The organism is Pseudomonas sp. CFBP 13727, from assembly GCF_014841915.1.
GTDB lineage: Bacteria > Pseudomonadota > Gammaproteobacteria > Pseudomonadales > Pseudomonadaceae > Aquipseudomonas > Aquipseudomonas baltica.
On the sequence record NZ_JACYUT010000003.1, the window covers coordinates 379,357 to 404,325 of the forward strand.

Sequence of the window (24,969 nt, forward strand, 5' to 3'; positions counted from 1 at the left end):
ATGACCGATCACGCCCTGCTGCTGGTCAACCTGGGGTCGCCCGCATCGACCCAGGTGGCCGATGTACGTAGCTATCTCAACCAGTTCCTGATGGACCCTTATGTCATCGACGTGCCATGGCCGCTGCGGCGTCTGATCGTGTCGCTGATTCTGGTCAAGCGCCCCGAGCAATCGGCACACGCCTATGCCTCGATCTGGTGGGAGGACGGCTCGCCGCTGGTGGTCCTGACCCGGCGCCTGCAGGCGGTCATGGCCGAGCAGTGGCGCCATGGTCCGGTGGAAGTCGCCATGCGTTATGGCGAGCCTTCGCTGGATACGGCGCTCGCGCGCCTGGCCGAGCAGGGGGTGCAGAAAGTCACCCTGGCTCCGCTTTATCCTCAGTTCGCCCAGAGCACCGTGACCACGGTGATCGAGCAGGCACGCAAAGTGGTGCGCGAGCGCAAGCTGGCCATGCAATTCAGCGTGCTGCAACCGTTCTATGACCAGCCGGAATACGTGGATGCCTTGGTGGCCAGTGCCAAGCCCTACCTGGCGCAACCCCATGACCATCTGTTGATGAGCTTCCACGGACTGCCCGAACGGCACCTGACCAAGATCGACCCTACCGGCGGTCACTGTCTGCGTTCCGCCGACTGCTGCCAGAATGCCCCGCCTGAAGTGCTCGCCGTCTGCTATCGCGCGCAGTGCCTGCGTACGGCCAGTGCCTTCGCCGAGCGCATGGGCCTTGCCGACGGTAGCTGGTCGGTGTCCTTCCAGTCGCGACTGGGCCGGGCCAAGTGGATCGAGCCCTACACCGAGGCGCGTCTGGATGAACTTGCCAAGCAAGGGGTGAAGAAGTTGCTGGTGATGTGCCCGGCGTTCGTCGCCGATTGCATCGAGACCCTGGAGGAGATCGGCGACCGTGGGCGCGAGCAGTTCTGCGAGGCGGGGGGCGAGGAGTTGGTGCTGGTGCCGTGTCTGAATGATCACCCGCAATGGGGTGAAGCGTTGAATACCCTGTGCGAGCGGGCACCCTTGATGCTTTGACGCTGAATCTGCCAGCAGGGAGCGCCGCCATGGCGCTCCCTGACGGCTTCAGGCCTGCGAGTCCTTTTTCCAGTCACCATGCCCCGGTAGCAACAGGTTCAGCGCAATCGCCACCACGGCGCACAGGGCAATGCCCTTGAGGCCGAAGTCATCGGGCCCGGTTCCGGTGCCGACCAGCACCCCGCCGATACCGAACACCAGGGTTACCGAGACGATCACCAGGTTGCGCGCCTCGGCCATGTCGACCTTGTGGCGAATCATCGTGTTCAGGCCCACCGCTGCGATGGAACCGAACAGCAGGCACAGGATGCCGCCCATCACCGGTACCGGAATGCTCTGCAGCAGCGCGCCGAACTTGCCGACGAACGCCAGGCTGATCGCGAAGATCGACGCCCAGGTCATGATCTTGGGGTTGTAGTTCTTGGTCAGCATGACCGCGCCGGTCACTTCCGCATAAGTGGTATTGGGCGGTCCGCCGAACAGGCCGGCGGCAGTCGTGGCAATGCCATCGCCCAGCAGGGTGCGGTGCAGGCCGGGTTTCTTCAGGTAGTCACGACCGGTCACGCTGCCCACGGCGATCACGCCACCAATGTGCTCGATGGCCGGTGCCAGCGCCACGGGCACAATGAACAGGATGGCCTGCCAGTTGAACGCCGGCGCCGTGAAGTGTGGCAGGGCCAGCCAGGAAGCTGCGGCGATCTTGGCCGTGTCCACCACACCGAAGACGAATGCCATGGCGAAGCCCACCAGCACCCCGGCGATGATCGGCACCAGGCGAAAGATGCCCTTGCCGAACACGGCGACGACGATGGTGGTGAGCAGCGCCGGCATGGAGATCCACATGGCTGTGGCGTAGGGGATCAGTTCGGTGCCATCGCCGGCCTTGCCCATCGCCATGTTGGCGGCGATCGGCGCCATCGCCAGGCCGATGGAAATCACGACCGGGCCGATTACCACGGGCGGCAGCAGGCGGTCGATGAAGCCGGTGCCCTTGATCTTCACCGCAAGCCCGAGGAAGGTGTAGACGAATCCGGCCGCCATGATCCCGCCCATCGTCTCGGCCAGGCCGAACTGGCCCTTGGCGAGAATGATCGGTGTGATGAAAGCAAAGCTCGATGCCAGGAATACCGGCACCTGACGACCCGTCACCAGTTGGAACAGCAACGTGCCCAGGCCCGCAGTGAACAGCGCCACGTTCGGGTCCAGGCCAGTGATCAGCGGCATCAGTACCAGCGCGCCGAACGCCACGAAGAGCATTTGCGCGCCTGACAGCACCTGCCGCCAGAGCGGATCGTTGAACTCGTCCTGCATGGGTCAGGCGTCCTTCTGCTTGGTGCCGAAGATCTTGTCACCGGCATCGCCCAGCCCGGGGATGATGTAGCCATGCTCGTTCAGGCGCTCGTCGATCGAGGCTGTGTAGATCTGAACGTCGGGATGTGCCTTTTCCACGGCGGCAATGCCCTCGGGGGCAGCCACCAGCACCATGGCGCGGATTTCCTTGCAGCCGGCCTTCTTCAGCAGGTCGATGGTGGCAACCATGGAGCTGCCGGTGGCCAGCATCGGGTCGATGATCATCGCCAGGCGCTCGTCGATTTCATCGACCAGCTTTTCCAGGTAGGTGTGCGCCTGCAACGTATCTTCGTTGCGCGCAACGCCGACGGCGCTGACCTTGGCACCCGGAATCAGGCTGAGCACGCCGTCGAGCATGCCGATGCCGGCGCGCAGGATGGGCACCACGGTGATTTTCTTGCCCGCGATCTTTTCGACCACCACCGGGCCGGCCCAGCCTGCAATTTCGTAGTTTTCCAGGGGCAGATCCTTGGTGGCCTCGTAGGTGAGCAGGGCTCCCACTTCCTGGGCGAGCTCGCGGAAGTTCTTGGTGCTGATGTCGGCACGGCGCATGAGGCCGAGCTTGTGGCGGATCAGCGGGTGGCGGATCTCACGGATAGGCATGGGGAAAGGCTCCGAACGGGCAAAAAAACGGCGGTAGATTAATCTATTGTATCGGGCTGTCCTATAGACATACTGCACGTTAGTGCATGAAAGCCTGGATTGTGCTTGATTCATGCCAGGTGTGTGCGTACCTTTGCCCGCTTTTCTTCCACCGCCCCCCTTGGAGAGCGTCATGTCCGCTGATCTCGAGCACATCCGTCAAGTCATGCGAGAGGCCGACTGCCTGTACACAGAAGCCCAGGTCGAGGCTGCCATCGCCAAGGTCGGCGCGCAGATCAACGCTGAACTGGCTGACCGCAACCCCGTGGTGTTCTGCGTGATGAACGGCGGGCTGATCTTCTCCGGCAAGCTGCTGACCCATCTGGATTTCCCGCTGGAGGCGTCGTACCTGCACGCCACCCGCTATCGCAACGAAACCCGCGGCGGCGATCTGTTCTGGAAGGCCAAGCCGGAAATCTCTTTCATCGACCGCGACGTGCTGATCATCGATGACATCCTGGACGAGGGCCACACGCTCAGCGCCATCATCGATTTCTGCAAGCACGCCGGCGCCCGCGCCGTGCACACCGCCGTGCTGATCGACAAGGACCACGACCGCAAGGCCAGTCCCGACCTCAAGGCCGACTTCGTGGGTCTGCCGTGCATCGACCGTTATATCTTCGGTTACGGCATGGACTACAAGGGCTACTGGCGCAACGCTGCGGGTATCTTCGCCGTCAAGGGGATGTAAGGCCTCCCTCCCGAGACCGACCCCGGGTTTATTGCATTCCTCCAGATCCATGGCACGCGCCGCCGACGCGGCTTACGCCGCTGCTACAGGGGTTGCGGGCGCTGCCGACGCGGCTTGCGCTGCTGCTACAGGGGTTGCGGGCGCTGCCGGACGCGGCTTGCGCCGCTGCTACAGGGGTTGCGGGCGCTGCCGGACGCGGCTTGCGCCGCTGCTACAGGGATTGCGGGCGCTGTCGGACGCGGCTTGCGCCGCTGCTACAGGGATTGCGTCGTTCTTGTAGCAGCGGCGCGAGCCGCGTCCGGCCTCGCCACAGACCCGACCCCCTTGCAACATGCTAAAGTCCGCGGCTCTTCCACAAGGAGCCGCCCATGCGCCTGACCGTTGCCGCCATTGCCTTGCTGACCTGTCTGCCGCTGGCCGCAGCGCCTGTGCATGGACTCGTACATGAACAGTTCCTGCCGCCCGATGAGCAGTCCCTGCGCGAAGGCGATCCGCAGCAGCAACTGGTGCAGGTGACCAGCTACTCGGTGGTCATGGGCAATCAGCGCCTTTCCAACCAGCAGCCCATACCGGTGACCGCGCCCATGCTGTTGCGCTTGAAGGGCAAGGCGTTGAGCAAGGACGCGAAACTGGCCGAAGTGTTGATCACCTTCGATGGCGAAAGCAAAAGCCTGAAGCGGCCCGCCTTCGATGCGGCCACTGGCACCTTGGCCCTGACCTATCCGCTGAGCCAGTACCGGATCCTGCTCGACCTGCTGCGCAACGACACCGTCTACGTGCAGTTCCTCAGCTACCCCAATGGGCATGTCTGGGCCGATCTGCACACCGGCAGCCTACGCGCGCGTTGAGCCCATCGCCAAGCCGAGGGTAAACTGCCTGCCCCGTGAATGACCGTGATAGCGAGTTGGAGTCGGTAATGCGTAAAGACAAGAAGCAATTGATTGGCGACGAGATCGGCGATGAGCAGATCAAGCTGTTCCTGAATTTCGAGCCGGTCGATGCCACCTCGCCGTCGCTGCACAAGCTGATCAAGGCGTACCGTGGCCTGCGCGTCGATGATTTCGCACGCTTTCTGGTGTTCTTCAAGGAAGCCGGTTACGAGCTCGACGGCAAGGACGAGCACGGCAACGATTTCATCACCTTGATTCGCGACCAGCGCAACGCCCAGGAATACATCGACCTGATCCAGCGAGCCTGAAACGACCCCTGTAGCAGCGGCGCAAGCCGCGTCGGCGGCACGCGCGGTGTGTCTGCAGAAACGCAGTGCGCCCGGACGCGGCTTGCACCGCTGCTACAAGGGCGGTGTGCACGGACGCGGCTTGCACCGCTGCTACAAGGGCGGTGCGCACGGACGCGGCTTGCACCGCTGCTACAAGAGCGATGCAATTCCCTGTAGCAGCGGCGCGAGCCGCGTCGGCGGTACGTGCGGTGTATCAGGCGTAATGCTGCACGCCGTCCGCTTTTTCCGCGAGCTCGAGCGCCACGTCGCTGTCATGGCTGACGCGACGGTAGGTTTCGGCATCGTTCGCCAGCACCTGTTCACGGGCAGGGAAGATCTCCGCCAGCTTGGTCGCCCACGCCTGTGATCGGGTCTGCTCGGGGAAGCAGCGTTCCAGCAGGTCGAGCATGATCGACACGGTCACCGAGGCACCTGGTGATGCACCGAGCAAGGCCGCCAGCGAACCGTCGGCGGCAGACACCAACTCGGTGCCGAATTGCAGCACGCCGCCTTTCTTCGGATCCTTCTTGATGATCTGCACGCGCTGGCCAGCCACCTCCAGGCGCCAATCCTCGGCCCGGGCCTGCGGGTAGAAGCGCCGCAGCGAATCCAGGCGCTGCTCCATGGACTGACGCACTTCGCTCATCAGGTACTTGGTCAGGTCCATGTTGTCGCGGGCCACGGCCAGCATCGGGCCGATATTCGCCGCGCGCACCGACAGCGGCAGGTCGAGGAACGAGCCATGCTTGAGGAACTTGGTAGTAAAGCCGGCGTAAGGGCCGAACAGCAGCGACTTGTTGCCATCGACCACGCGAGTGTCCAGGTGGGGCACGGACATGGGCGGTGAGCCCACCGCCGCCTGGCTGTAGACCTTGGCCTGATGCTGCTTGACCACTTCGGGATTGTCGCAGCGCAGCCACTGGCCGCTGACCGGGAAACCACCGAAGCCCTTGCCCTCTTCGATCCCGGACATCTGCAGCAGGGGCAAAGCAGCACCGCCTGCACCGAGGAATACGAATTTGGCGTCGATCTCGCGGGTATTGCCGGTGTTGACGTCCTTGACGCTGACCGTCCAGCCAGTGCCCTTGCGCGCCAGGCCGGTGACCTTCTTGCAGTACTTCACCTGCGCGCCGGGTGCGCTGGCCAGATGAGCCAGCAGTTTGTTGGTCAAGGCGCCGAAGTTGACGTCGGTACCACCCATCACACGGGTGGCACTGATGTGCTGGTCGGCGGGACGCCCCGGCATCATCAGCGGCATCCACTCGGCCATCTTTGCCTTGTCTTCGGTGTATTCCATGTCGGCGAAGGCATGGTGGGCCTTGAGCATTTCATAGCGCTTCCTGAGGAAGGCCACACCCTTGTCACCCTCGACATAGCTCAGGTGCGGTACCGGGCTTATGAACGAACGTGCCGAGCCGAAGCTGCTCTTCCTGCTCAGGTAGGCCCAGAACTGCTTCGAGACCTCGAACTGAGTGTTGATCTGTACGGCTTTCTTGATGTCGATGGAGCCATCGGCGGCCTGCGGCGTGTAGTTGAGCTCACACAGGCCGGCATGGCCGGTCCCGGCGTTGTTCCACGGATTGGAGCTCTCCGCGGCACCGGAGTCCATGAGCTCGACGACTTCCAGCTTCAATGCCGGGTCGAGTTCCTTGAGCAGTACGGCCAAGGTGGCACTCATGATGCCGGCCCCTACCAATACCACGTCGACTGCTTCGTTTTGCGCCATTTAACGCGTCTCCAAAATCTTCAGCACCCATTGACAGCATGGGACCCCGGTACGTCTGTGCAGGCCTGGGTCGCCATGTCCGAATCTTCGCAACTGCATCGCTGAAATGGCCTGTGCCGACAAGTCTGCCGGGCATTGCCCATGAACTCACGTTCGGCCCGCCAACGCCATAGGACCATGGTTGATACGTGCGTTCAGCGAACTGGAGCCATCATGCGAAGCGTTCGATCCTTCCTCGTTGGGCTGTTCGGGACGCAGATAGTGCTGGTACAGATCCAAGACTTTTCATTTGCTCGCCACACTCTTGTGAAGTTGTGAAACCCGTTTATTTCACGCTCTTTTGGAGTCGTGAACCTCAAGAAGGCTGCTTGGAGGATCGGCAGCGGCAGGGTGGCACGAGCGAATGGAAACGCCAGCGCGTGACCTGCGTGGGCGGCTCTCTGTGGGCGGTGCGGAGGCCAAGACGAGTGTGTTGGCAGTGCTGCGAGGCCCGATCAGGAGACGTCCTTATAATCGGGGGAAGATTATAGCGATGAAACGCGGCGAGTTGATCGTTATTTACAGGCTTTTGGTGACCGGCCGGTCAGGCGTGCACGGCCCGAATCCCGCCAGCCCCCGTGGCACGGGAGCTGACGCGGGCATGGGCAGGCAATGGCTGGCCCAGCCATTGTGGGCGAATATCGCCAACCTCGACCCAACCCTCGCCGACGGGCGCCTGCTGGCACTGCTTGAAGGCGCGACACAGGCCCTGCTGGTCGAGCGCGACGTAGCAACGGTAGGGCTGGCTGGCGCTGAACAGAGACTTGAGAAAACCCATGAGCGATTCTCCGTGCGATGGCGTGCGGTGGACTGTAGCCGCGATACTGCCCGCAGACGGTGACAGGCTGATGACACGGACCACGCTGGGTCGCCTGCACGTGTTTCATGGCTGGTCCATTGCCCGCAGGCCCCGCTATACTCGCGGCTTATCCACTGCCCGTTGCCGGAGAGATGCGCATGTTGCACCGCCTGTTGTTCGCTATGATCGCTGTGACCAGTCTGACGTTGGTCGGTTGTGCCAACAGCCCGCAACAACTCAGCCCGCAGCCGCGCCTGACTTCGCAGTTCGCCGCTGTCGGCCAGGGCCAGGCAGTGGCCGTGCGCGTCGTCGACGGTCGACCTTCGCCGACCCTGGGCACCCGTGGCGGCCTTTATCCGGAAACCAGCGCAGTGAGCGTTGCCGCCAACGATGTGCTGCCCAAGTTGCAGGCCCAGGCCGAAGCGGCCGTACGACTGCTCGGCTTCACGCCCACGGGCAACAACGGCAGCGCGCCTACGTTGACCATCACCCTGGCCGAGCTCAAGTACCAGTCGCCCAAGGACAAGATGTACGTCACCGAAGCCAACATCGGCGCCACGTTCAAGGCCGACGTCACCAACGGTGGCCGTCACTACAGCGGCCGCTACGGCGCGTCCTTGAACCAGCGTTTCGGCATGGCGCCGAACCAGGAAACCAACACCAAGCTGGTCAGCGATGTGCTGAGCGATGCGCTGACGCGCGTGTTCAAGGACGCCACCATTGGCCAGACCCTGTCTCAGAGCAATTTCTGACAGCCTGTGCCAGCCATGAAAAAGCCCGCGATGTTCGCGGGCTTTTTCATGGGCCGGATTCGACTGCGTGCAGGCTTCAGGCCGCCTGCATGTGAAAGTCGAGCACGCTGATGCCCGTGCCCAGGTCCAGATCGGGCCAGTCACCGTGCTGATGACCGCCCAAAGCGCAATACACCAGCCACTGTCGGTCCTGGACATTGAACGCCAGGGCGTCGATCAGAGCTTCCTGCTCGTCGCTGGCGGTAATGTGGTAGAGACGATCCTGGTTAAGGGCGTGCAGCATGGCGGGCATCCGAAGCGTGTTGGGTGAGGGTGCAACACGATGCCTGTTTTGCATGAAGGGTGTATGAAGGGTGCATGAAGGGCGCATGACAGACCCATGACGGCCGCATGACACCCCATGCCCCAGAGTGACCCTAGAGCGGCAGCCCTGCCTTGACGCGATACTGGTTGCGCACCGGCGTGGCGTATTGCACCACCAGGAACGGTCGTTGTTCCACCGGGCACTCGCGCAGCCGTCGCAGCCATTCGGCACGCGCCTTTTCCAGCTCGGCGGCCGGAAATACATCGGCTGCCACAGGCACCTGCAGTTCGGGATCGGCATCCGCCCACTGCGCGTAGGCCAGGTAGTGCACCGGGAACAGGCGATAGCCGCCCAGGATCTGCCGATCGATCTCCATGGCCAGCTGCTTGGTGTCTTCGAACGACTCGGTGATGGGCGAGGCAAAGTTGATGTGCACGCGGCCCTTGTAGCCGGTAATGCCCTGGGCAATGCTGACGTCGTCTTCGCCAGGTGCCTTGTTGTAGGCGCCCTTGGTTGCACGGATGTACAGCTCGCGCGCCTTGGCCTGATCGCAGGGGTCGTATTCGTAGCTGATCGACACCGGCGTCAGGTTCAGCGCCTTGATGGTTTCGCCGAAAGGCTCATCCTTGCGGCTCATGTGAAACATCTTGAGGATCGCCGAGTCGGTGCGGTCGTCGCCGTCCTTGGCGCGGCCTTCGGCCTGGGCAATCCAGATCGAGGCGCAGTCGTGGCGGATCGAGTGGTTGATGTAGGCCGAGAGCAGCTGGTAGGACGCCAGCTTTTCACGCCGCCCAACCAGCGAGCGATGAACGATGAAGCTTTTGTTCAGGCGCATCAGGTCGCTGACGAAAGGCTTCTGCAGCAGATTGTCGCCGATGGCAATGCGCGGCGTCGGCAGGCCTGCGTGGTACACGGCGTAGTTGACGAACGCCGGGTCCATGACGATATCGCGATGGTTGGCCAGGAACAGGTACGCACTGCCGGACTTGAACTGCTCGACACCGGTGTAGGTCACACCGTCGGTGGCGCGGTCGATGGTGTGGTCGACGTAGAATTCGACCTTGTCCTGCAGAGTAGCGACGTTGTTGACATCCTTGAACTCGCGGCGCAGGCGCCGTGCGATCAACGGCTTGAGCAACCAGCCAAAGGTCTTGGCCTGACGCGGGAAGCGGAAGTGGGTGAGGATATCCAGAAATGCCGGGTCGCTGAGCAGCCGTGCCAGAACGGCAGGTACTTCGGCGTCGTCGTACGGTCGGATGGCATCGAATTCGCCCATCATGCTCTCTTGTTGGAAACGGCTAAGGTAAAGGTACAGGCGCAAGGTTGTGGGCAAAGGGTAGGGGCCCATGTAGCCAACGGCCTGCAAACAGAGTGGCGATTATACGCACAAGTGAGCCGTGGAGGCCGCGATGCTGGAAACCCAAGATTACGATTGCCCCTATTGCGGAGAGCCGGCCGAAGCGGTGCTCGACCTGTCGGGTGGCGATCAGCACTATGTAGAAGACTGCCCGGTGTGCTGCCGCCCCATCGTGTTTGCGTTGCACACCGACGGCGAGCAGTGGTCGCTGCACGTGCGCAGCGAGAACGAGTGATGCAGCGCATCTACGAGCCTGCAAGCCTGCTCGAAGCGCAGATGCTTTTGGGCATGCTGGAGAACGAAGGTGTAGGTGTGCATCTGGCTGGCCGGGATCTGGTTGGCGGCATGGGCGACCTGCCCGCGATGGGCCTGCTGGGTTTGCTGGTGGCCGACGAGCAGGCCGATTACGCACGGCAGCTGATCGGTGAGTACAATGCCGCGCTGCCCATGTCGGGCGACGAGCCCGACAGTTTCCCCGGGGTTCTGCTGTGCTAGACCCCTCAAGAGTTTTTGCCTGATGTGTGGACGTTTTGCCTTGTTTCGCTGGTCACCCGGTTTCGCCGCACAGGAGGGCTTTCCCGAAGGCCAGCAGGCGCAGTGGAATATTTCCCCGGGTGATTCGGTGCTGATCCAGCGTCGGGAGGGAGAACGCTCGACCCTGGCCAAGGCTCGTTGGGGGCTGACCCCGCCGTGGCTGACCGATCTGTCGCGAACCCCCGCCCATGCGCGTGCCGAGACGGTGGCCGAGCAGCCGATGTTTCGCGAGGCCTTGCGTCTGCGGCGTTGCCTGATTCCGGCCAACGGTTTCTACGAGTGGCGGGGCAATGTGCGCAAGCGGCCTTTCTGGCTGACGCCAGGGGAGGGTTCTTCATTGTTTTTCGCGGGTATCTGGGAAGCCTATCCGGTGCAGGAGCAAGTCTGGTTGAGCACTGCAGTGGTGACTCAGCCGGCCATGAGCCAGCGCCGGCCGTTGATCCTCGATGCCGCCGGGCAGGCAGCCTGGCTGGACCCAGCAACGCCCCTGGCTGCCCTGCAGTCGCTGCTCGCCGCGCCCCAGGCCGCTCTGCGCGAGCGTCCGCTGGCCAATCTGGTCAACGACCCCAAACTCAATGCCCCGGAGTGCCTGACCCCGGCGTGAGTCTTTGCACAGACCGCGTCGCCTGTTCGCGGCCACGGACCGCTCCTACGGGCGCGGGCGGTGCAATTGTACCGACCACGTCGCCTGTTCGCGGCCACGGACCGCTCCTACGGGCGCGGGCGGTGCAACTGTACCACGTCGCCTGTTCGCGGCCACGGACCGCTCCTACGGGCGTGCGCGGTGCAACTGTACCGACCGCGTCGCCTGTTCGCGGCCACGGACCGCTCCTACGGGTTCGCGCGGAGCAACTGTACCGACCGCGTCGCCTGTTCGCGGCCACGGACCGCTCCTACGGGTTCGCGCGGGGTACAACTGTACCGACTGCGTCGCCTGTTCGCGGCCACGGACCGCTCCTACGGGTTCGCGCGGTGCAACCGTAGGAGCGGTCCTTGGCCGCGAAACGGGCACCGCGGTGCATCGGGCGGAGTGCTTGCGCTGGTGTCGTGTCCGATACTCACCGTGTAGGATACCCGCCAGGTTTCCCAGGAGAGTCCCAATGGGCAAGTTCTTCATTCCGGCCACCTTGGCCGTCAGCCTTCTGCTGGCCGGTTGTCAGGCCGTCAACACCACTAGCTCGGGCGCTGTGGGTGTGGAGCGCAAGCAATACATGTTCAGCATGCTGTCCACCGATGAGGTGAACAAGATGTACGCCCAGTCCTACCAGCAGACCTTGACCGAGGCCAGTGGCAAGGGCGTGCTCGACAAGACCAGCGCCGAAGCCAAGCGCGTCCAGGCGATCGCCGATCGGCTGATCGCCCAGGCGCCCAAGCTGCGCCCGGATTCGGCACAGTGGCAATGGGAAGTGAACCTGATCAAGAGCGACGAGCTCAACGCCAACTGCGGTCCCGGCGGCAAGATCATTTTCTACACCGGCCTGATCGACAAACTGAAACTCACCGACGATGAGATCGCCGCCGTGATGGGCCATGAAATCGCGCATGCCTTGCGTGAGCACGGCCGCGAGTCGATGTCCAAGGCCTACGGCATCCAGATGGCCCGCAACGGGGCAGGGGCGCTGCTGGGGCTGGGCGAAGACAGCCTGAAGCTGGCCGATACCGTGGTCAACTACAGCCTGACCTTGCCCAACAGCCGCGGCAACGAGAACGAAGCCGACCTGTTCGGGCTGGAGCTGGCGGCGCGTGCAGGGTACGACCCCAATGCCGCCATCACCCTGTGGAACAAGATGACGGCAGCAGCAGGCAGCAATTCGCCACCGGAATTCATGAGCACACACCCGGCTTCAGCCAGCCGGATATCGTCACTGCAGGCGGCCATTCCCAAAGTCATGCCGTTGTACGAGCAGGCGAAGAAATCCTGACGGACCGCGGCGCCTGATTCGCGGGCAGAGACCCGCTCCCACAGGGGACTTCCCATACAAGAATCCCCTGTAGGAGCGGTCAGCGGCCGCGAAAGCCGCGCCGCCGCTCCCAGCACCTTACACCCAGCCGCTGACCTTCATCGCCTGATACACCGCAACGAACGCCAGAATGAAAAACGCCCCCGAGGCCAGCCGGCGGATCAGCGTCAGCGGCAGCTTGTCGGCGGCAAAATTGCCCGCCAGTACCACCGGTACATTGGCAATCAACATGCCCAGCGTGGTGCCGATGATGACCATCAGCAAGTGCGGGTACTGCGCAGCCAGCATCACCGTCGCGACCTGGGTCTTGTCGCCGATCTCGGCAATGAAAAACGCGATCAGCGTGGTCATGAACGGCCCGTAGCGCCGCGCGGTGTTGGCTTCGTCGTCGTCGATCTTGTCCGGTATCAGGGTCCACAGAGCGGTCGCGGCGAAGCTTGCCGCCAGGATCCAGTGCAGGGCGGCGTCGGAGAAGAAGCCGCTGAACCAGGCGCCTACTGCACCTGCCGCCGCATGGTTGGCCAGGGTTGCGGCGACGATGCCGGCGATGATCGGCCAGGGCTTGCGAAAGCGTGCCGCAAGGATCAGCGCGAGCAACTGGGTCTTGTCGCCAATTTCGGCCAAGGCCACCAGCCCGGTAGGGACAAGCAGGGATTCCAACATCAGGAGCGTTCCTATGGGGGCGGGTCGACACGGCTATGACACGAACAGCCTCCCCGCCCCGGGTAAGGTGTGCGTGTCATAGGTCTTGTCAAACCCGGGCCGTCTGTGCGGCCGCTGGGTCGCACGCGCCATGGCCTGAGGGCCAAGTATGTTGACGCGTGCCATGCGAGCTGGCGCTCGCGGGAGACTACTCCCCTAGGACGGTGCGGATTCTGCCTAGGCAATCACGATAGGGCAAGCGAAGATTTGGCTATTTGATGGCACGATAGACCTTGAAGCCGCGCCCCTCGGACAGCGTCTGGCAGCGCCCGAAAGCGCCCTCGATCAGCGGTTGATAACGCAGGAAACTATTGGCAACCAAGCGAAGTTCGCCGCCTTTTTTCAGATGTTGGCTGGATTTTTCCAGCAGATTCTCTGCGGCGTGGTAACTGGTGTGCACCCCGGCATGGAACGGCGGATTGCTGATGATGGCATCCAGATGCAGTGGCGCGGCGTCGATACCGTCACCGGTAATGACATCGGCATCCAGCCCGTTGGCCGCCAGGGTCAGACGGCTGCTGGCGGTGGCGAAGGCATCGACATCGAGCAGGGTCAGCTGGTTGTCCGGGTAGCGCCGCTTGAGACTGGCGCCGACCACGCCGGCGCCGCAGCCGAAGTCCAGCAGATGGCCGCGAGGAAGGCCACCGATGTGATCGAGCAGCAGTTCGGTACCACGGTCCAGCCGACCATGGCTGAATACCCCCGGCAGGCTGATCACGGTCAACGGCTCACCGGCGATCTCCAGCTCATAGTGCTGCGCCAGGCTTTCCAGGTCCACGGCCGCTGGTGCCTGGTCGACAGTCACCTGCCACAGCTGGCAATGCCGTGCGCTGTCCAGCTTGCGCGGCTTGCCGAAGGCATGCAGCAGCTTCGCCGCGCCCTCGATGCCGCCACGCTTCTCGCCCACCAGGTACAGCTCACGCCCCTGCAACCGAGCGGCCAGGGCATTGAGCAGGTAGCTGGTCAGGTCGCGGGACTTGGGCAGGAACAACACCGCGCCATCGAACGCCGTCTCGGGGACGTTGACGCCGAAATGGCTGCGACCCTCGAAGCGCGCGTCCAGCGCTGCCTGGTCGCCGGCATGCCAGCACCAGCCGGCGGCGTTCGGCAACTGGCCGAAGAGGTCGTCGGCAGGCAGCCCGGCCAGCAGCAGTTGACCTTGAAACAAGTTGGCCTGACGAAGCAGCACTTCACTGCGCGGGTCCATGGGAGGGCTCCTGGCAAAAGCGCGGATTCTAGCAGACCAGGGCCGGTTTCAGACGCTGCGGATGGGCTGGCCAGCGAAGAAGGCCGTGGCATTTTCCGCCAGTTGGCCAATGATGCGCTGGCGCGCCTCGACACTGCCCCAGGCACTGTGCGGGGTAATGATCAGGCGTGGGATGTCGTCGGCCAACAGGGGGTTGCCGTCTACCGGTGGCTCGACGCTGAGCACGTCGGTGGCCGCACCGCCCAGGTGGCCGCGGCGCAAGGCATCGGCCAGGGCCTGCTCGTCGATGATGCCGCCGCGCGCGGTGTTGACCACGAAGGCGCTGGGCTTGAGCAGCGCCAGCTCGGGTGCGCCGATCATGTGTCGGGTGTGCTCGTTGAGCGGGCAGTGCAGGGTCAGCGCGTCGATCTGCGGCAGCAGTTCATGCAGCGGCAGGCGATCTGCGCGTGCCGGGCGGCCGGGAATCTGCCCCGACAGCACGCGCATGCCGAAGGCTTCGGCCAGCCTGGCAACCGCGCCGCCCAGCTCGCCATGGCCCAGCAGGCCGAGGGTCTTGCCCTCCAGTTCGACGATGGGGAAATCCAGCAGGCAGAACTGCTTGGCTTGTTGCCATTTGCCGGCCGCGATGGCGCGCTGATAGTCGGGCAGTCGGGTCGCCAGGGCGAGCAACAGCATCAAGGTGTGCTGGGCCACCGATGGGGTGCCGTAGCCCTGACAGTTGCACACGGTGATACCCAGCTTGCGCGCGGCCGCAAGGTCGACGTTGTTGGTGCCCGTGGCCGACACCAGTACCAGCTTGAGGTCCGGGCAGGCCTGCAGGGTCGCGGCATCCAGGGCGATCTTGTTGCTGATGACCACGTTCAGGCCGCGCAGGCGCTCGGGCAGTTGCGCAGGCGTCGTGCTGGGGTAGAACTGCAGGTCTTCGAAGCAGGCCTTGAGCGCGGCAGGGTCCAGGTCACCCAGGTCCAGGGAGCTGTAGTCGAGGAAGGCGGCACGGGTAGCGGGCATGGGTGAACCTCTTGAAGGGGATGTGGATGTTCTACCATAGCTGCTGGATGAAAATCTTGTGGCCCTGGCCTGCTGACCTGAGGTAGCGTCCGGGGCTGTTTTTGCAATCACCGTGTTTGCATCTGCCGCGCCTGGAGCCTGCCGTCATGTACTGGACCGAATTTCTCACCGTTGCCTTCATCCACTTGCTGGCGGTGGCCAGCCCGGGTCCGGATTTTGCGGTGGTGGTGCGCGAAAGCGTCAGCCACGGGCGCCGGGCCGGTCTGTGGACCGCGCTGGGGGTGGGCACGGCGATCTTCGTCCACGTGGGCTATTCACTGCTGGGGATCGGCCTGATCGTGTCCCAGTCCATCGTGCTGTTCAATGGGCTGAAGTGGGCCGCTGCGGCGTACCTGCTCTACATCGGTTTCAAGGCCCTGCGCGCCAAGCCGGCCGCGGTCGACGTGCAGGCCAGCAGCGCGGCGCCGGTCCAGCGCACGCCCAAGGGCGCGTATGTGGCCGGGTTCATGACCAATGGCCTGAACCCCAAGGCCACCTTGTTCTTTCTTTCCCTGTTTACCGTGGTCATCAGTCCGCACACGCCGCTGCCGGTGCAGGCCGGTTACGGCGTGTACCTGGCGCTGGCCACGGCGCTGTGGTTCTGCCTGGTCGCCATGCTGTTCAGCCAGCGCCGGGTGCGCGAAGGCTTCGCGCGCATGGGCCATTGGTTCGACCGCGCCATGGGCGTGGTGCTGGTGGCGCTGGGTGTGAAGATCGCCCTCAGTGAAATACGCTGAAACCTGCCGCGCGCTGGCGTCGGATAACGCTTCTGGCTGGCTATAATGGCGGCGCAGTGCCCCTTGCCAGCACCCTAACGAACAGAGAACAGCGGAACATGGATCAGCGTCGATGAACTCAGTACACCTGTCCTGTCGCCGGGCCAGATTACCCCTGGCAGTTGGTCTGGCGACGCTTGCCGGGCCGGCGCTTGCCGTCAGCTTCAACATCGGCGAAATCGAGGGTCAGTTCGATACCGCGCTGTCGGTCGGCGCCAGCTGGTCCACGGCCGGGGCGAACCGCAACCTGATCGGCGTCAACAATGGTGGCTCGGGCCTGTCGCAGACCGCCGACGACGGTCGCTTGAACTTCAAAAAGGGCGAAACCTTTTCAAAGGTCTTCAAGGGGCTGCACGACCTGGAACTGAAATACGGCGACAGCGGCGTCTTCATTCGCGGCAAGTACTGGTACGACTTCGAACTCAAGGACGAAGGCCGTCCCTTCAAGGACATCAGCGACGTCCACCGCAAGGAGGCCGGGCAGTCCTCCGGCGCGCAGCTTCTCGACGCGTTCGTCTACCACAACTATGCCCTCGCCGATCAGCCAGGCGGCGTTCGCCTGGGCAAGCAGGTGGTCAGTTGGGGCGAGAGCACCTTCATCCAGAATGGCATCAATGCCCTCAACCCGATCGACGTCTCGGCCTTGCGCCGACCCGGTGCAGAGATCAAGGAAGGGCTGGTCCCGGTCAACCTGTTCTACGTCTCGCAGAGCCTGACCGACAACCTCTCGGCCGAGGCCTTCTACCAGCTCGAATGGGACCAGACGGTGGCTGACAACTGCGGCACGTTCTTCGCCCGGGCAGACGTTGCCGCCGATGGCTGCAGTGACAATCTGCGCCTGCTGAGCAAGCGCTCGGGCCTGCCTGCCGCTGATCTTCCAGCGCTTGCCGCTGCCGGTGTGAATGTCAACGAAGAGGGGGTGCTGGTGCGCCGCGGTGCGGACCGCGATGCGCGCGACAGTGGCCAGTTCGGCGTGGCGCTGCACTACAACTACGACCCTTTGGACACCGAGCTCGGTGCCTACTTCATGAATTACCACAGCCGCCTGCCGCTGTTCAACGCCACCGGCGCATCGACCGCGACCTATGCATCAGCGTCGCGCGCCGGGGCTTTGGCGCCGTTGCTGGTGGCCGGCAATTCCAGCTACTTCTACGACTACCCCGAAGACATTCGTCTTTACGGGCTGAGCTTTTCCACCACGCTGCCTACCGGCACTGCCTGGAGTGGCGAAGTCAGCTACCGGCCCAATGCACCCGTGCAGCTCAACACCACCGACATTCTCTATGCCGGTGTTCGCCCGCTGGGCGGCACCTACAGCAATGCGTCGCTGCTCGACGGCACGCCCGGCCAGGACTTGAAGGGCTACCGCCGCAAGGAAATCACCCAGCTGCAGACCACCCTGACGCATTTCTTCGATCAGGTCATGGGCGCAGATCGGTTGACCGTGGTGGGCGAGGTGGGGGTTACCCATGTCGGTGGCCTGGAGAGCAGTTCGCGCAGGCGCTACGGTCGCGACGCGGTGCATGGTCCCGGTGCGTTGCCCGCCACCAATGGCCTGGACACCTGCGCAACGCTCCTCAACACCGGTACCCTGGCCGCTGCGGGTCCCGGTGCCTCGACCCGTAATCTGTCGCGCAACTGCACCGATGGCGGCTTCACCACCAGCACTTCATGGGGCTATCGCGCCCGCGCCATCTGGGACTACAACAGTGTGCTCCCTGGGATCGACCTGCGCCCCAGCGTGGCGTGGTCGCACGATGTGTCCGGCTATTCGCCAAGCCCAGGCGGCAATTTCGAGGAAGGTCGCAAGGCGGTCAGCCTCGGGCTCGACGCCGAGTACCAGAACACCTACACGGCGAGCCTGTCGTACACCAACTTCTTCGACGGCAAGTACACCACGGTGGATGACCGCGACTTCGTCGAACTCAGCTTCGGCGTGCATTTTTAAGCGGCTCTGTGCAAGCCGCTGGCGTCGAGCCTAGTCGGCCCGGTCTGGGGAATCTTTCCCAGGTTTTGCCGTCCAAAGCAGTCAGAGGTCCATGACCCGCCGCATTCTGTTTTGCAGATTTCCGCCTTGTAGTAGGAGTTGCCCATGTTTACCTCGCGTCGCTTGATCACTGCCGCCGCTGCCATCGCCCTGTTGTCCGGGTGCGCGTCGCAGAATCCGTATGAAAACCAGGGCCAGGCCCAGGGTTCTTCGGGCATCAGCAAGACCGCCAAGTATGGCGGGCTGGGTGCACTGGCCGGTGCCGTGGCCGGTGCCGCCATCGACCACAACAACCGCGGCAAGGGTGCCTTGATCGGCGCTGCCGTGGCGGGTGCCGCTTCGGCAGGCTATGGCTACTACGCCGACCGTCAGGAAGCCGCGCTGCGTGAAAGCATGGCCAACACCGGGGTCGAAGTGCAGCGCCAGGGCGATCAGATAAAACTGATCATGCCGGGCAACATCACCTTCGCCACCGACTCGTCGAACATCTCCAGCAGCTTCTACTCGCCATTGAACAACCTGGGCAATTCGTTCAAGCAGTTCAACGAGAACAACATCGAGATCGTCGGCTACACCGACAGCACCGGCAGCCGCCAGCACAACATGGACCTGTCGCTGCAACGCGCCCAGGCGGTCAGCAACTACCTGACCTCACAGGGTGTCGATGGCTCGCGCCTGTCGGTCCGCGGCGCAGGTCCCGACCAGCCGATCGCCAGCAATGCCGACGCCAACGGCCGCGCCCAGAACCGCCGTGTCGAAGTCAACCTCAAGCCGATTCCAGGCCAGCAATACCCGCAGCAGTAATCACTGCTTCGGCCATGAAAAATCCCGCTCTGGCAGCGGGATTTTTCATGGGTGATCAGTGTGTCTCGAGTCGCTCGAGCGTCGCGTCCTTCTGCGTCCACAGCGCGTTGACCCATGCCTGAAAACGAGCCCGGTACTCGTCGTCCTGATCGTAGCTGTGACCGATGAATTGCGCCGGAATCGGCAGCTCTTCGAACAGCACATGGATCTCGCCTACCCGACCGCACAGTAGATCCCAGAACCCGGGGGCGCCCTTGGGATAGAACACCGTCACGTCGACCATCGACTGCAGTTGCTCGCCCATGGCATCGAGCACGAAAGCAATGCCACCGGCCTTGGGCTTGAGCAGATGGCGAAACGGTGATGCCTGGGCCGCGTGCTTGGCCGGGGTGAAGCGCGTGCCTTCGGCGAAGTTGAAGATGGCGGTCGGCTTGCCGCGAAACTTGGCGCAGGCGCGGCGCGTGGTGAGCAGGTCTTCGCCTTTCTTTTCCGGATGCCTGGCCAGATAGGCCTTGGAGTAGCGTTTCATGAACGGGAAGCCGAGCGCCCACCAGGCCAGGCCAATGACCGGCACCCAGATGAGCTCGCGCTTGAGGAAGAACTTCAGCGGGCGAATGCGCCGGTTCAGCACGTATTGCAGCACCAGGATATCGACCCAGCTCTGGTGGTTGCTGGTCACCAGGTAGGAGTGCTGGTAGTCCAGGCCTTGCAAGCCCTCGACTTTCCAGCCGATACCGCCGAGCAGGTTCATCCAGGCCTTGTTGTTGCTGATCCAGGCTTCGTGGATGTGGCGCATCAGTTCGTCGGTCACACGCTGCGCCGCCGCGAACGGCAGGCACAGCTTGATCAGGCTGACGATGAACAGCGGCGTGCAGCAAACGAGGGTGTTCAGCGCCAGCAGCAGCGCGGCGCACAGGCCGGTAAGCGTTTTCAAGAGAAGGGTCCTAGAGGTCGATGGTGCGGTTGGCCTGGATGGCAGTCAGGGCAATGGTGTAGACGATGTCATCGACTTGAGCGCCACGCGGCAGGTCGTTGACCGGTTTGCGCAGTCCTTGCAGCATCGGCCCCAGGCTCACGCAATCGGCGCTGCGCTGGACCGCTTTGTACGTGGTGTTGCCGGTGTTCAGGTCGGGAAACACGAACACCGTCGCGCGACCGGCGACCCGGCTGTCCGGGGCCAGTTGGCGCGCCACGTTTTCATTGGCGGCCGCGTCGTATTGCAGCGGGCCGTCGATCAGCAGATCGCGCTGGATCTCCTGGGCCAACTGGGTGGCCTCACGCACCTTCTCGACTTCTTCGCCACTGGCCGAGTTGCCACTCGAATAGCTGATCATCGCCACTCGCGCGGCAATGCCGAAGGCTTCGGCGGAGTCGGCGCTCTGCAGGGCGATCTCTGCCAGTTCCGCAGCGCTGGGGTGCGGGTTCATCACGCAGTCGCCATACACCAGCACCTGATCGGGGAACAGCATGAAGAACACCGAGGACACCAGGCTGCAGCCGGGCGCGGTCTTGATCAACTGCAGGGCCGGGCGGATGGTGTTGGCAGTGGAGTGGACGATGCCCGACACCAGGCCATCCACTTCATCCAGGGCCAGCATCATGGTGCCGATCACCACGTTGTCTTCCAACTGCTGCTCGGCCATGGGCGCGTTCAGGCTTTTGCTCTTGCGCAGGGCAACCATCGGCTCCACGTAGCGACCGCGGATCAGGTCGGGGTCGAGTATCTCGAGCCCTTCGGGCAGTGCGATGCCGTGGGCGCTGGCGACCGCCTGCACCTCGTCTGGCTTGGCCAGCAGCACACAGCGTGCAATGCCGCGCGTCTGGCAGATGGCGGCCGCCTGGATGGTCAGGGGGTCGTGACCTTCGGGCAGCACGATGCGCTTGTCGGCCTGTTGCGCGCGTTGGATCAGCTGATAGCGGAATACCGCCGGTGACAGGCGCAGTTCGCGCGGGGTACCACAGCGCTGGTGCAACCATTGGGCATCCAGATGGCCAGCGACGAAATCGGTGATGATCTCCGCGCGCTCGCGGTCATCAATGGGGATTTCCTTGTTCAGCTGGTTCAGGCGCGTGGCGGTGTCATAGGATCCCGTGCTCACCGACAGCACCGGCAGGCCGGCCTGCAAGGCGCCCCGACACAGCTCGAGAATGCGCGGGTCGGGCAGGGTGTCGCTGGTCAGCAGCAGCCCGGCCAGGGGCATGCCGTTCATGGCGGCCAGGCTCACTGCCAGAATGATGTCGTCACGGTCGCCTGGGGTGACCACCAGAACCCCCGGTTTGAGCAGCTGCACGGTATTGAGCACTGTGCGCGCGCAGATGATGATCTTGTTCATGCGCCGCTGCTCGTAGTCACCGGCGTTGATCACCTGGGCGCCGAGCAGCTCGGCCACGTCGCGCGTGCGCGGGGCGTTGAGGTCGGCCTGATAGGGAATGCAGCCGAGCAGGCGAAAATCGCCGCCACGCAGCAGGGGCGAGTGTTCCTTGAGACGGGCGGCGAAGACGTCCATGCCTTCATCGGTGCGGACCTTGTTGAGGATGACGCCCAGCACCTTGGGATCACGCGGGCCCCCGAACAGTTGCGCCTGCAACTCGACCCGGCCGGAAAGCTCGGCGAGCACTTCGTTCTCGGCACTCGACACCAGAATCACGTCGGCATCCAGGCTTTTCGCCAGATGCTGGTTGACCCTGGCCGCATAACTGGCGTGGCGCGTGGGCACCATGCCTTCGACGATGACCACATCGTTGCCGACGCAGGCCTGCTGGTACAGCGTCAGGATCTCTTCGAGCAACTCGTCGAGCTGACCGTCGCCGAGCATGCGTTCCACATGGGCCAGGCCCAGGGGCTTGGGAGGTTGCAGGCCATGGGTACGGGCGACCAGTTCGGTCGAGCGTTCGGGGCCCTGATCGCCGGGATGTGGCTGGGCAATGGGCTTGAGAAAGCCGACTTTCAGGCCGGCGCGCTCCAGGGTGCGCACCAGCCCCAGGCTGATGGAGGTCAGGCCGACGCCAAAATCGGTCGGCGCGATGAAAAATGTTTGCATGCGAGCTTCTCGGGTGAGCTTCGGGCTGCACGCTACAAGCATCACGCCACGGCCCGCAAGTAGAAACGAATCGCGCCGTGGGCAGTCATAACCTCAAGATGCGTGCAGAAGGCCCAATGGCCGCGCGCATCGTGTCCGGTCGACCGCTGGCCGAGTGGGTTCGCTTTCACGCCATCCCTTGGTTACACTTGGTCGTTCTACATTCTTATGCAAAAGGTCTTACCTCATGCTGATCGCCGCCAACAAGGCTGTCTCCATCGAATACACCCTGACCAACGACGCCGGTGAGGTTATCGACAGCTCCGCCGGCGGCGCGCCGCTGGTCTATCTGCAGGGCGCTGGTAACATCATCCCCGGCCTGGAAAAGGCGCTGGACGGCAAGCAGGTCGGCGACGACCTGGACGTCGCCATCGAGCCTGAAGATGCCTATGGCGAGTACGCGGCCGAGCTGGTCAGCACCTTGTCGCGCAGCATGTTCGAAGGCGTCGACGAGTTGGAAGTGGGCATGCAGTTCCACGCGTCCGCGCCTGATGGCCAGATGCAGATCGTGACCATCCGCGATCTGGATGGCGACGACGTCACCGTCGACGGCAACCACCCGTTGGCCGGTCAGCGCCTGCATTTCAAGGTCAAGGTCGTCGACATCCGCGACGCCAGCCAGGAAGAAGTCGCCCACGGCCACGTGCACGGCGAGGGTGGTCATCACCACTGATCTGGGCAAGGCGCTCTTGCGAGCGGCCAGGCGCAGATGCAAAAAAAGGGGCACGTCAGCGACGTGCCCCTTTTTTTTGCCCCGCCACATTGCTACCCCTGTAGGAGCGGTCAGCGGCCGCGAAGGGGCGCTGCGGTGTTGGCCAGGGCCACTGAAGACGTCAGGTAGCACGCACCGCTCAGCTGCTTCTCGAACTGCTCGACGATGGCCGCCCAGCCCTGACGGCTGGCATGTCGGCGCGCATTGAGGCGAACCCGCCGCAAGTTCTCTTCGTTTTCCAGCAACCAGCCCGCCGCCTCGAGAAACGCCGCCTCGTCGCCCGGCATGGCCAGGGCGCCACTGTGCCCGTGGCGAATGTGCTGCGCGGCGGCGGCCTCATCGTAGGCCACCACGGCCAGCCCTGATGCCTGCGCTTCCAGAACCACGTTGCCGAAGGTTTCAGTAAGGCTGGGAAACACGAAGATATCGCCGCTGGCGTAGTGTTCAGCCAGCACCTCGCCGCGCAATGCCCCGCAGAATATCGCTTCGGGCATCCTTTGCTGAAGGTTGCTTCGCCGCCCCCCGTCACCCACCACGATCAACTTCATCACGCGCTGCGGATACTGCGCCTGCAGATGGCTGAAGGTGCGTGCTAGCAGGTCCAGATTCTTCTCCCGCGCCAGGCGTCCGACATGGATCACCGCCAGGTCGCCCTCCGCCAGTCCCCAACTCTGGCGCAACGTCAGGCCGCGCCGCGCAGGATGAAACAGCTGACCATCGACGCCGCGCGCCAGCAGATGCAAGCGCTCGAAACCGCGTCGTTGCAATTCCAGGCGTTGGCCGTGGCTGGGCACCAGGGTCATGTGCGTACGGTTGTGAAACCAGCGCAGATAATGCGTCACCACACGCGTCAACAGCCCCAACCCGCTTTGTGCGGCGTATTGCTGGAAGTTGGTATGAAAGCCGCTGACCACCACGATACCCAGCAGCCGTGCCGCGCGCAGTGCGCTCAAGCCCAGTGGACCCGGTGTGGCGACATACACCACATCGGGCCGCCTCGAGCGCCAGTGCCGCACCAGGCGCCGCCCGGACGACTCGCCCCACTGCAGCCCCGGATAGCCGGGTATCGGCCAGCCGCGACACAACATCACATCGTCGCCGAGGCCTCTGTCCTGTGCCTGTCGCGGACGTACCACATCCACTCGGTGCCCGCGGCTGCGCAACCCTTCGCACAGATACTCGAGCGTACTGGCGACCCCGTTTATCTCGGGGGCGAAGGTTTCGGTAACCAGGGTGATATGCAGAGAGGGAGCTGTCATCAGCTCAGTTTCGAAGCGTTGTGTTGCGCGAGTGTGGCGCTTTCATGAGGTTTTTATGACTTCAAGTTTCCAGTCGAAGAGTATTTCGCGTAATTCCTGCCACGGATGTTGTGGCTCGCAACTGTCATTAGCGCATTTCGCCATGTGATTCGAATTGAAAGGCTGAGAAGAGGTTGAATACGTTTGCAATCCGCCGCACTCGACGCAAAAGATTTCACGTTCCATGATATGCCAGGAAACATGCCAGTGCTTCAGTCGTTTATCAGCGGAAAAAGTCGGAATCATCACAGCCTCGCGATGGTTGCAATTGCGACGTGGGAGCAAGCGTACAGTATCTTGATAGAGTTTCATGACGAAGCGACCGAGCCTACACATGGGCGGGAATCTTCAGATCATTTTTCTCGCCCATGGCTCTGCCCACCCAGCCTCCGATCAATCCGCCGATTATCAGCGCGAGCCAGAACATCCAAAGCGCTGCCGCCGCGGCTATCGCTCCAGCAACCTGAGCCAGTACGTAGGGCAATACTTCACTGGAAGAGATCCTGCCACCGGCCCACAGTCCAACGGTGACGGCAGGGTTGAAGTGCCCCCCCGAGATAGGCCCTACCGCATACGCCATGGTGAGCACGGTCAAACCGAACGCCAGCGACACACCCGCGAATCCAATACCCAGTTCCGGGAATTTGGCGGCGAATATGGCACTTCCACACCCCCCGAACACAAGCCAGAATGTGCCCAGGAACTCAGCTGCCAGTTTCCGATTCATATTGCTGATGCTCCAGTAGTTCAAGGTGATAGTTGCAAATCAACCTGACTACTGGAATGCACAGGTTACATCTTGAAGGCGCGATGTAAGGCAGTTGGATATTGCCGTTGCCAACCGCTGTGCGCGGCGTGGCTGGAAAGAACTGAAGAAACGTGTCAGGCGTTTGTCAAAGACGCAAACGTTTCCGGGTAGAGGTAGAATAGTCGATTATGAACTGGCCGTAATCATT

Annotated in this window: 25 protein-coding genes, 1 pseudogene and 1 riboswitch; of the genes and pseudogenes, 13 read left to right on the forward strand and 13 right to left on the reverse strand. The window is 63.2% G+C overall.

Going from position 1 to position 24,969, the window contains the following annotated elements; all coding sequences use genetic code 11:
* Complete coding sequence (hemH, locus tag IFT76_RS12420) at positions 1–1,026, forward strand: ferrochelatase (RefSeq protein ID WP_192058603.1); 1,026 nt, start codon at positions 1–3, stop codon at positions 1,024–1,026.
* 48 nt (positions 1,027–1,074) lie between these two features.
* Here hemH and IFT76_RS12425 read toward each other — a convergent pair whose 3' ends face one another.
* Both IFT76_RS12425 and upp read right to left on the reverse strand, forming a co-directional pair.
* Complete coding sequence (locus tag IFT76_RS12425; protein WP_122475210.1) at positions 1,075–2,337, reverse strand: uracil-xanthine permease family protein; 1,263 nt, start codon at positions 2,335–2,337, stop codon at positions 1,075–1,077.
* A 3-nt stretch (positions 2,338–2,340) separates the two neighbouring features.
* Positions 2,341–2,979, reverse strand: a complete 639-nt coding sequence (gene upp / locus IFT76_RS12430) for a uracil phosphoribosyltransferase (protein WP_122475209.1) — start codon at positions 2,977–2,979, stop codon at positions 2,341–2,343.
* Between the two features lie 172 nt (positions 2,980–3,151).
* Between upp and IFT76_RS12435 the strand changes: the two genes are divergently transcribed.
* The 3 genes from IFT76_RS12435 (at position 3,152) to IFT76_RS12445 (ending at position 4,907) form a co-directional block, all read left to right on the forward strand.
* Complete coding sequence (locus IFT76_RS12435; RefSeq protein ID WP_122475207.1) at positions 3,152–3,709, forward strand: hypoxanthine-guanine phosphoribosyltransferase; 558 nt, start codon at positions 3,152–3,154, stop codon at positions 3,707–3,709.
* A gap of 368 nt (positions 3,710–4,077) precedes the next feature.
* Positions 4,078–4,557 (forward strand): hypothetical protein, encoded by a 480-nt coding sequence (locus IFT76_RS12440; protein ID WP_122475206.1) that lies wholly within the window; start codon positions 4,078–4,080, stop codon positions 4,555–4,557.
* 68 nt (positions 4,558–4,625) lie between these two features.
* Positions 4,626–4,907: a PA4642 family protein gene (locus IFT76_RS12445; RefSeq protein WP_122715179.1), complete on the forward strand. Its 282-nt coding sequence runs from the start codon at positions 4,626–4,628 to the stop codon at positions 4,905–4,907.
* 235 nt (positions 4,908–5,142) lie between these two features.
* On the opposite strand, the gene mqo is transcribed toward IFT76_RS12445, so the two are convergent.
* The gene (gene mqo, locus IFT76_RS12450) at positions 5,143–6,654 is read right to left on the reverse strand and encodes a malate dehydrogenase (quinone) (RefSeq protein ID WP_122475203.1); all 1,512 of its coding nucleotides are present in this window, start codon (positions 6,652–6,654) and stop codon (positions 5,143–5,145) included.
* Positions 6,655–7,237: 583 nt separating this feature from the next.
* Positions 7,238–7,471 carry a hypothetical protein gene (locus tag IFT76_RS12455; protein WP_122475201.1) on the reverse strand — a complete coding sequence of 78 codons (234 nt, stop codon included), beginning with the start codon at positions 7,469–7,471 and terminating at the stop codon, positions 7,238–7,240.
* A gap of 179 nt (positions 7,472–7,650) precedes the next feature.
* Between IFT76_RS12455 and IFT76_RS12460 the strand changes: the two genes are divergently transcribed.
* A complete protein-coding gene (locus IFT76_RS12460) occupies positions 7,651–8,244 on the forward strand; it encodes a YajG family lipoprotein (RefSeq protein WP_122475200.1) in 594 nt (197 codons plus the stop codon).
* Between the two features lie 76 nt (positions 8,245–8,320).
* Here IFT76_RS12460 and IFT76_RS12465 read toward each other — a convergent pair whose 3' ends face one another.
* Together IFT76_RS12465 and IFT76_RS12470 are read right to left on the reverse strand one after the other, a co-directional pair.
* Positions 8,321–8,527, reverse strand: a complete 207-nt coding sequence (locus IFT76_RS12465) for a hypothetical protein (protein ID WP_122475701.1) — start codon at positions 8,525–8,527, stop codon at positions 8,321–8,323.
* Positions 8,528–8,660: 133 nt separating this feature from the next.
* A complete protein-coding gene (locus IFT76_RS12470) occupies positions 8,661–9,827 on the reverse strand; it encodes a 1-acyl-sn-glycerol-3-phosphate acyltransferase (RefSeq protein ID WP_185795018.1) in 1,167 nt (388 codons plus the stop codon).
* Positions 9,828–9,957: 130 nt separating this feature from the next.
* On the opposite strand from IFT76_RS12470, the gene IFT76_RS12475 reads away from it, so the two are divergent.
* From IFT76_RS12475 to IFT76_RS12490, 4 genes are all read left to right on the forward strand, one after another.
* The gene (locus tag IFT76_RS12475) at positions 9,958–10,140 is read left to right on the forward strand and encodes a CPXCG motif-containing cysteine-rich protein (protein WP_192058605.1); all 183 of its coding nucleotides are present in this window, start codon (positions 9,958–9,960) and stop codon (positions 10,138–10,140) included.
* On the forward strand, positions 10,140–10,400 hold the full coding sequence (locus IFT76_RS12480) for a putative signal transducing protein (RefSeq protein WP_122475195.1): 261 nt from the start codon (positions 10,140–10,142) through the stop codon (positions 10,398–10,400). Before IFT76_RS12475 ends, IFT76_RS12480 begins: the two co-directional genes overlap by 1 nt.
* A gap of 22 nt (positions 10,401–10,422) precedes the next feature.
* Positions 10,423–11,043, forward strand: coding sequence for an SOS response-associated peptidase (locus tag IFT76_RS12485; protein WP_122475193.1), 621 nt, complete (start codon positions 10,423–10,425; stop codon positions 11,041–11,043).
* Between the two features lie 496 nt (positions 11,044–11,539).
* Positions 11,540–12,361, forward strand: a complete 822-nt coding sequence (locus IFT76_RS12490) for a M48 family metallopeptidase (protein ID WP_122475191.1) — start codon at positions 11,540–11,542, stop codon at positions 12,359–12,361.
* Between the two features lie 117 nt (positions 12,362–12,478).
* Here the strand turns inward: IFT76_RS12490 and IFT76_RS12495 are convergent, their stop codons facing one another.
* The 3 genes from IFT76_RS12495 to IFT76_RS12505 form a co-directional block, all read right to left on the reverse strand.
* Entirely contained in the window at positions 12,479–13,063 is a 585-nt protein-coding gene (locus IFT76_RS12495) for a TMEM165/GDT1 family protein (protein WP_122475190.1), read from the reverse strand.
* Between the two features lie 90 nt (positions 13,064–13,153).
* A riboswitch (yybP-ykoY riboswitch) is annotated at positions 13,154–13,271 on the reverse strand.
* A 42-nt stretch (positions 13,272–13,313) separates the two neighbouring features.
* Complete coding sequence (locus IFT76_RS12500; protein ID WP_122475188.1) at positions 13,314–14,309, reverse strand: class I SAM-dependent methyltransferase; 996 nt, start codon at positions 14,307–14,309, stop codon at positions 13,314–13,316.
* A 48-nt stretch (positions 14,310–14,357) separates the two neighbouring features.
* Entirely contained in the window at positions 14,358–15,317 is a 960-nt protein-coding gene (locus tag IFT76_RS12505) for a 2-hydroxyacid dehydrogenase (RefSeq protein WP_192058607.1), read from the reverse strand.
* Positions 15,318–15,463: 146 nt separating this feature from the next.
* Between IFT76_RS12505 and IFT76_RS12510 the strand changes: the two genes are divergently transcribed.
* From IFT76_RS12510 to IFT76_RS12520, 3 genes are all read left to right on the forward strand, one after another.
* Complete coding sequence (locus tag IFT76_RS12510) at positions 15,464–16,093, forward strand: LysE family translocator (protein WP_192058608.1); 630 nt, start codon at positions 15,464–15,466, stop codon at positions 16,091–16,093.
* A 112-nt stretch (positions 16,094–16,205) separates the two neighbouring features.
* Positions 16,206–18,080 (forward strand): DUF1302 domain-containing protein, encoded by a 1,875-nt coding sequence (locus tag IFT76_RS12515; protein WP_192058610.1) that lies wholly within the window; start codon positions 16,206–16,208, stop codon positions 18,078–18,080.
* A gap of 144 nt (positions 18,081–18,224) precedes the next feature.
* Positions 18,225–18,923 carry an OmpA family protein gene (locus IFT76_RS12520; RefSeq protein WP_122475182.1) on the forward strand — a complete coding sequence of 233 codons (699 nt, stop codon included), beginning with the start codon at positions 18,225–18,227 and terminating at the stop codon, positions 18,921–18,923.
* Positions 18,924–18,978: 55 nt separating this feature from the next.
* Here the strand turns inward: IFT76_RS12520 and IFT76_RS12525 are convergent, their stop codons facing one another.
* Positions 18,979–19,857, reverse strand: a complete 879-nt coding sequence (locus IFT76_RS12525) for an acyltransferase (RefSeq protein ID WP_185795024.1) — start codon at positions 19,855–19,857, stop codon at positions 18,979–18,981.
* Between the two features lie 10 nt (positions 19,858–19,867).
* Complete coding sequence (gene pta, locus IFT76_RS12530; protein ID WP_122475178.1) at positions 19,868–21,964, reverse strand: phosphate acetyltransferase; 2,097 nt, start codon at positions 21,962–21,964, stop codon at positions 19,868–19,870.
* Between the two features lie 226 nt (positions 21,965–22,190).
* Between pta and IFT76_RS12535 the strand changes: the two genes are divergently transcribed.
* Positions 22,191–22,676 (forward strand): FKBP-type peptidyl-prolyl cis-trans isomerase, encoded by a 486-nt coding sequence (locus IFT76_RS12535; RefSeq protein ID WP_122475177.1) that lies wholly within the window; start codon positions 22,191–22,193, stop codon positions 22,674–22,676.
* A 110-nt stretch (positions 22,677–22,786) separates the two neighbouring features.
* Here IFT76_RS12535 and IFT76_RS12540 read toward each other — a convergent pair whose 3' ends face one another.
* Entirely contained in the window at positions 22,787–23,974 is a 1,188-nt protein-coding gene (locus tag IFT76_RS12540) for a glycosyltransferase family 4 protein (RefSeq protein WP_192058612.1), read from the reverse strand.
* A gap of 480 nt (positions 23,975–24,454) precedes the next feature.
* Positions 24,455–24,740: pseudogene (locus IFT76_RS12545) on the reverse strand (aquaporin); the annotation flags it as partial.
* Between the last annotated feature and the right edge of the window lie 229 nt (positions 24,741–24,969).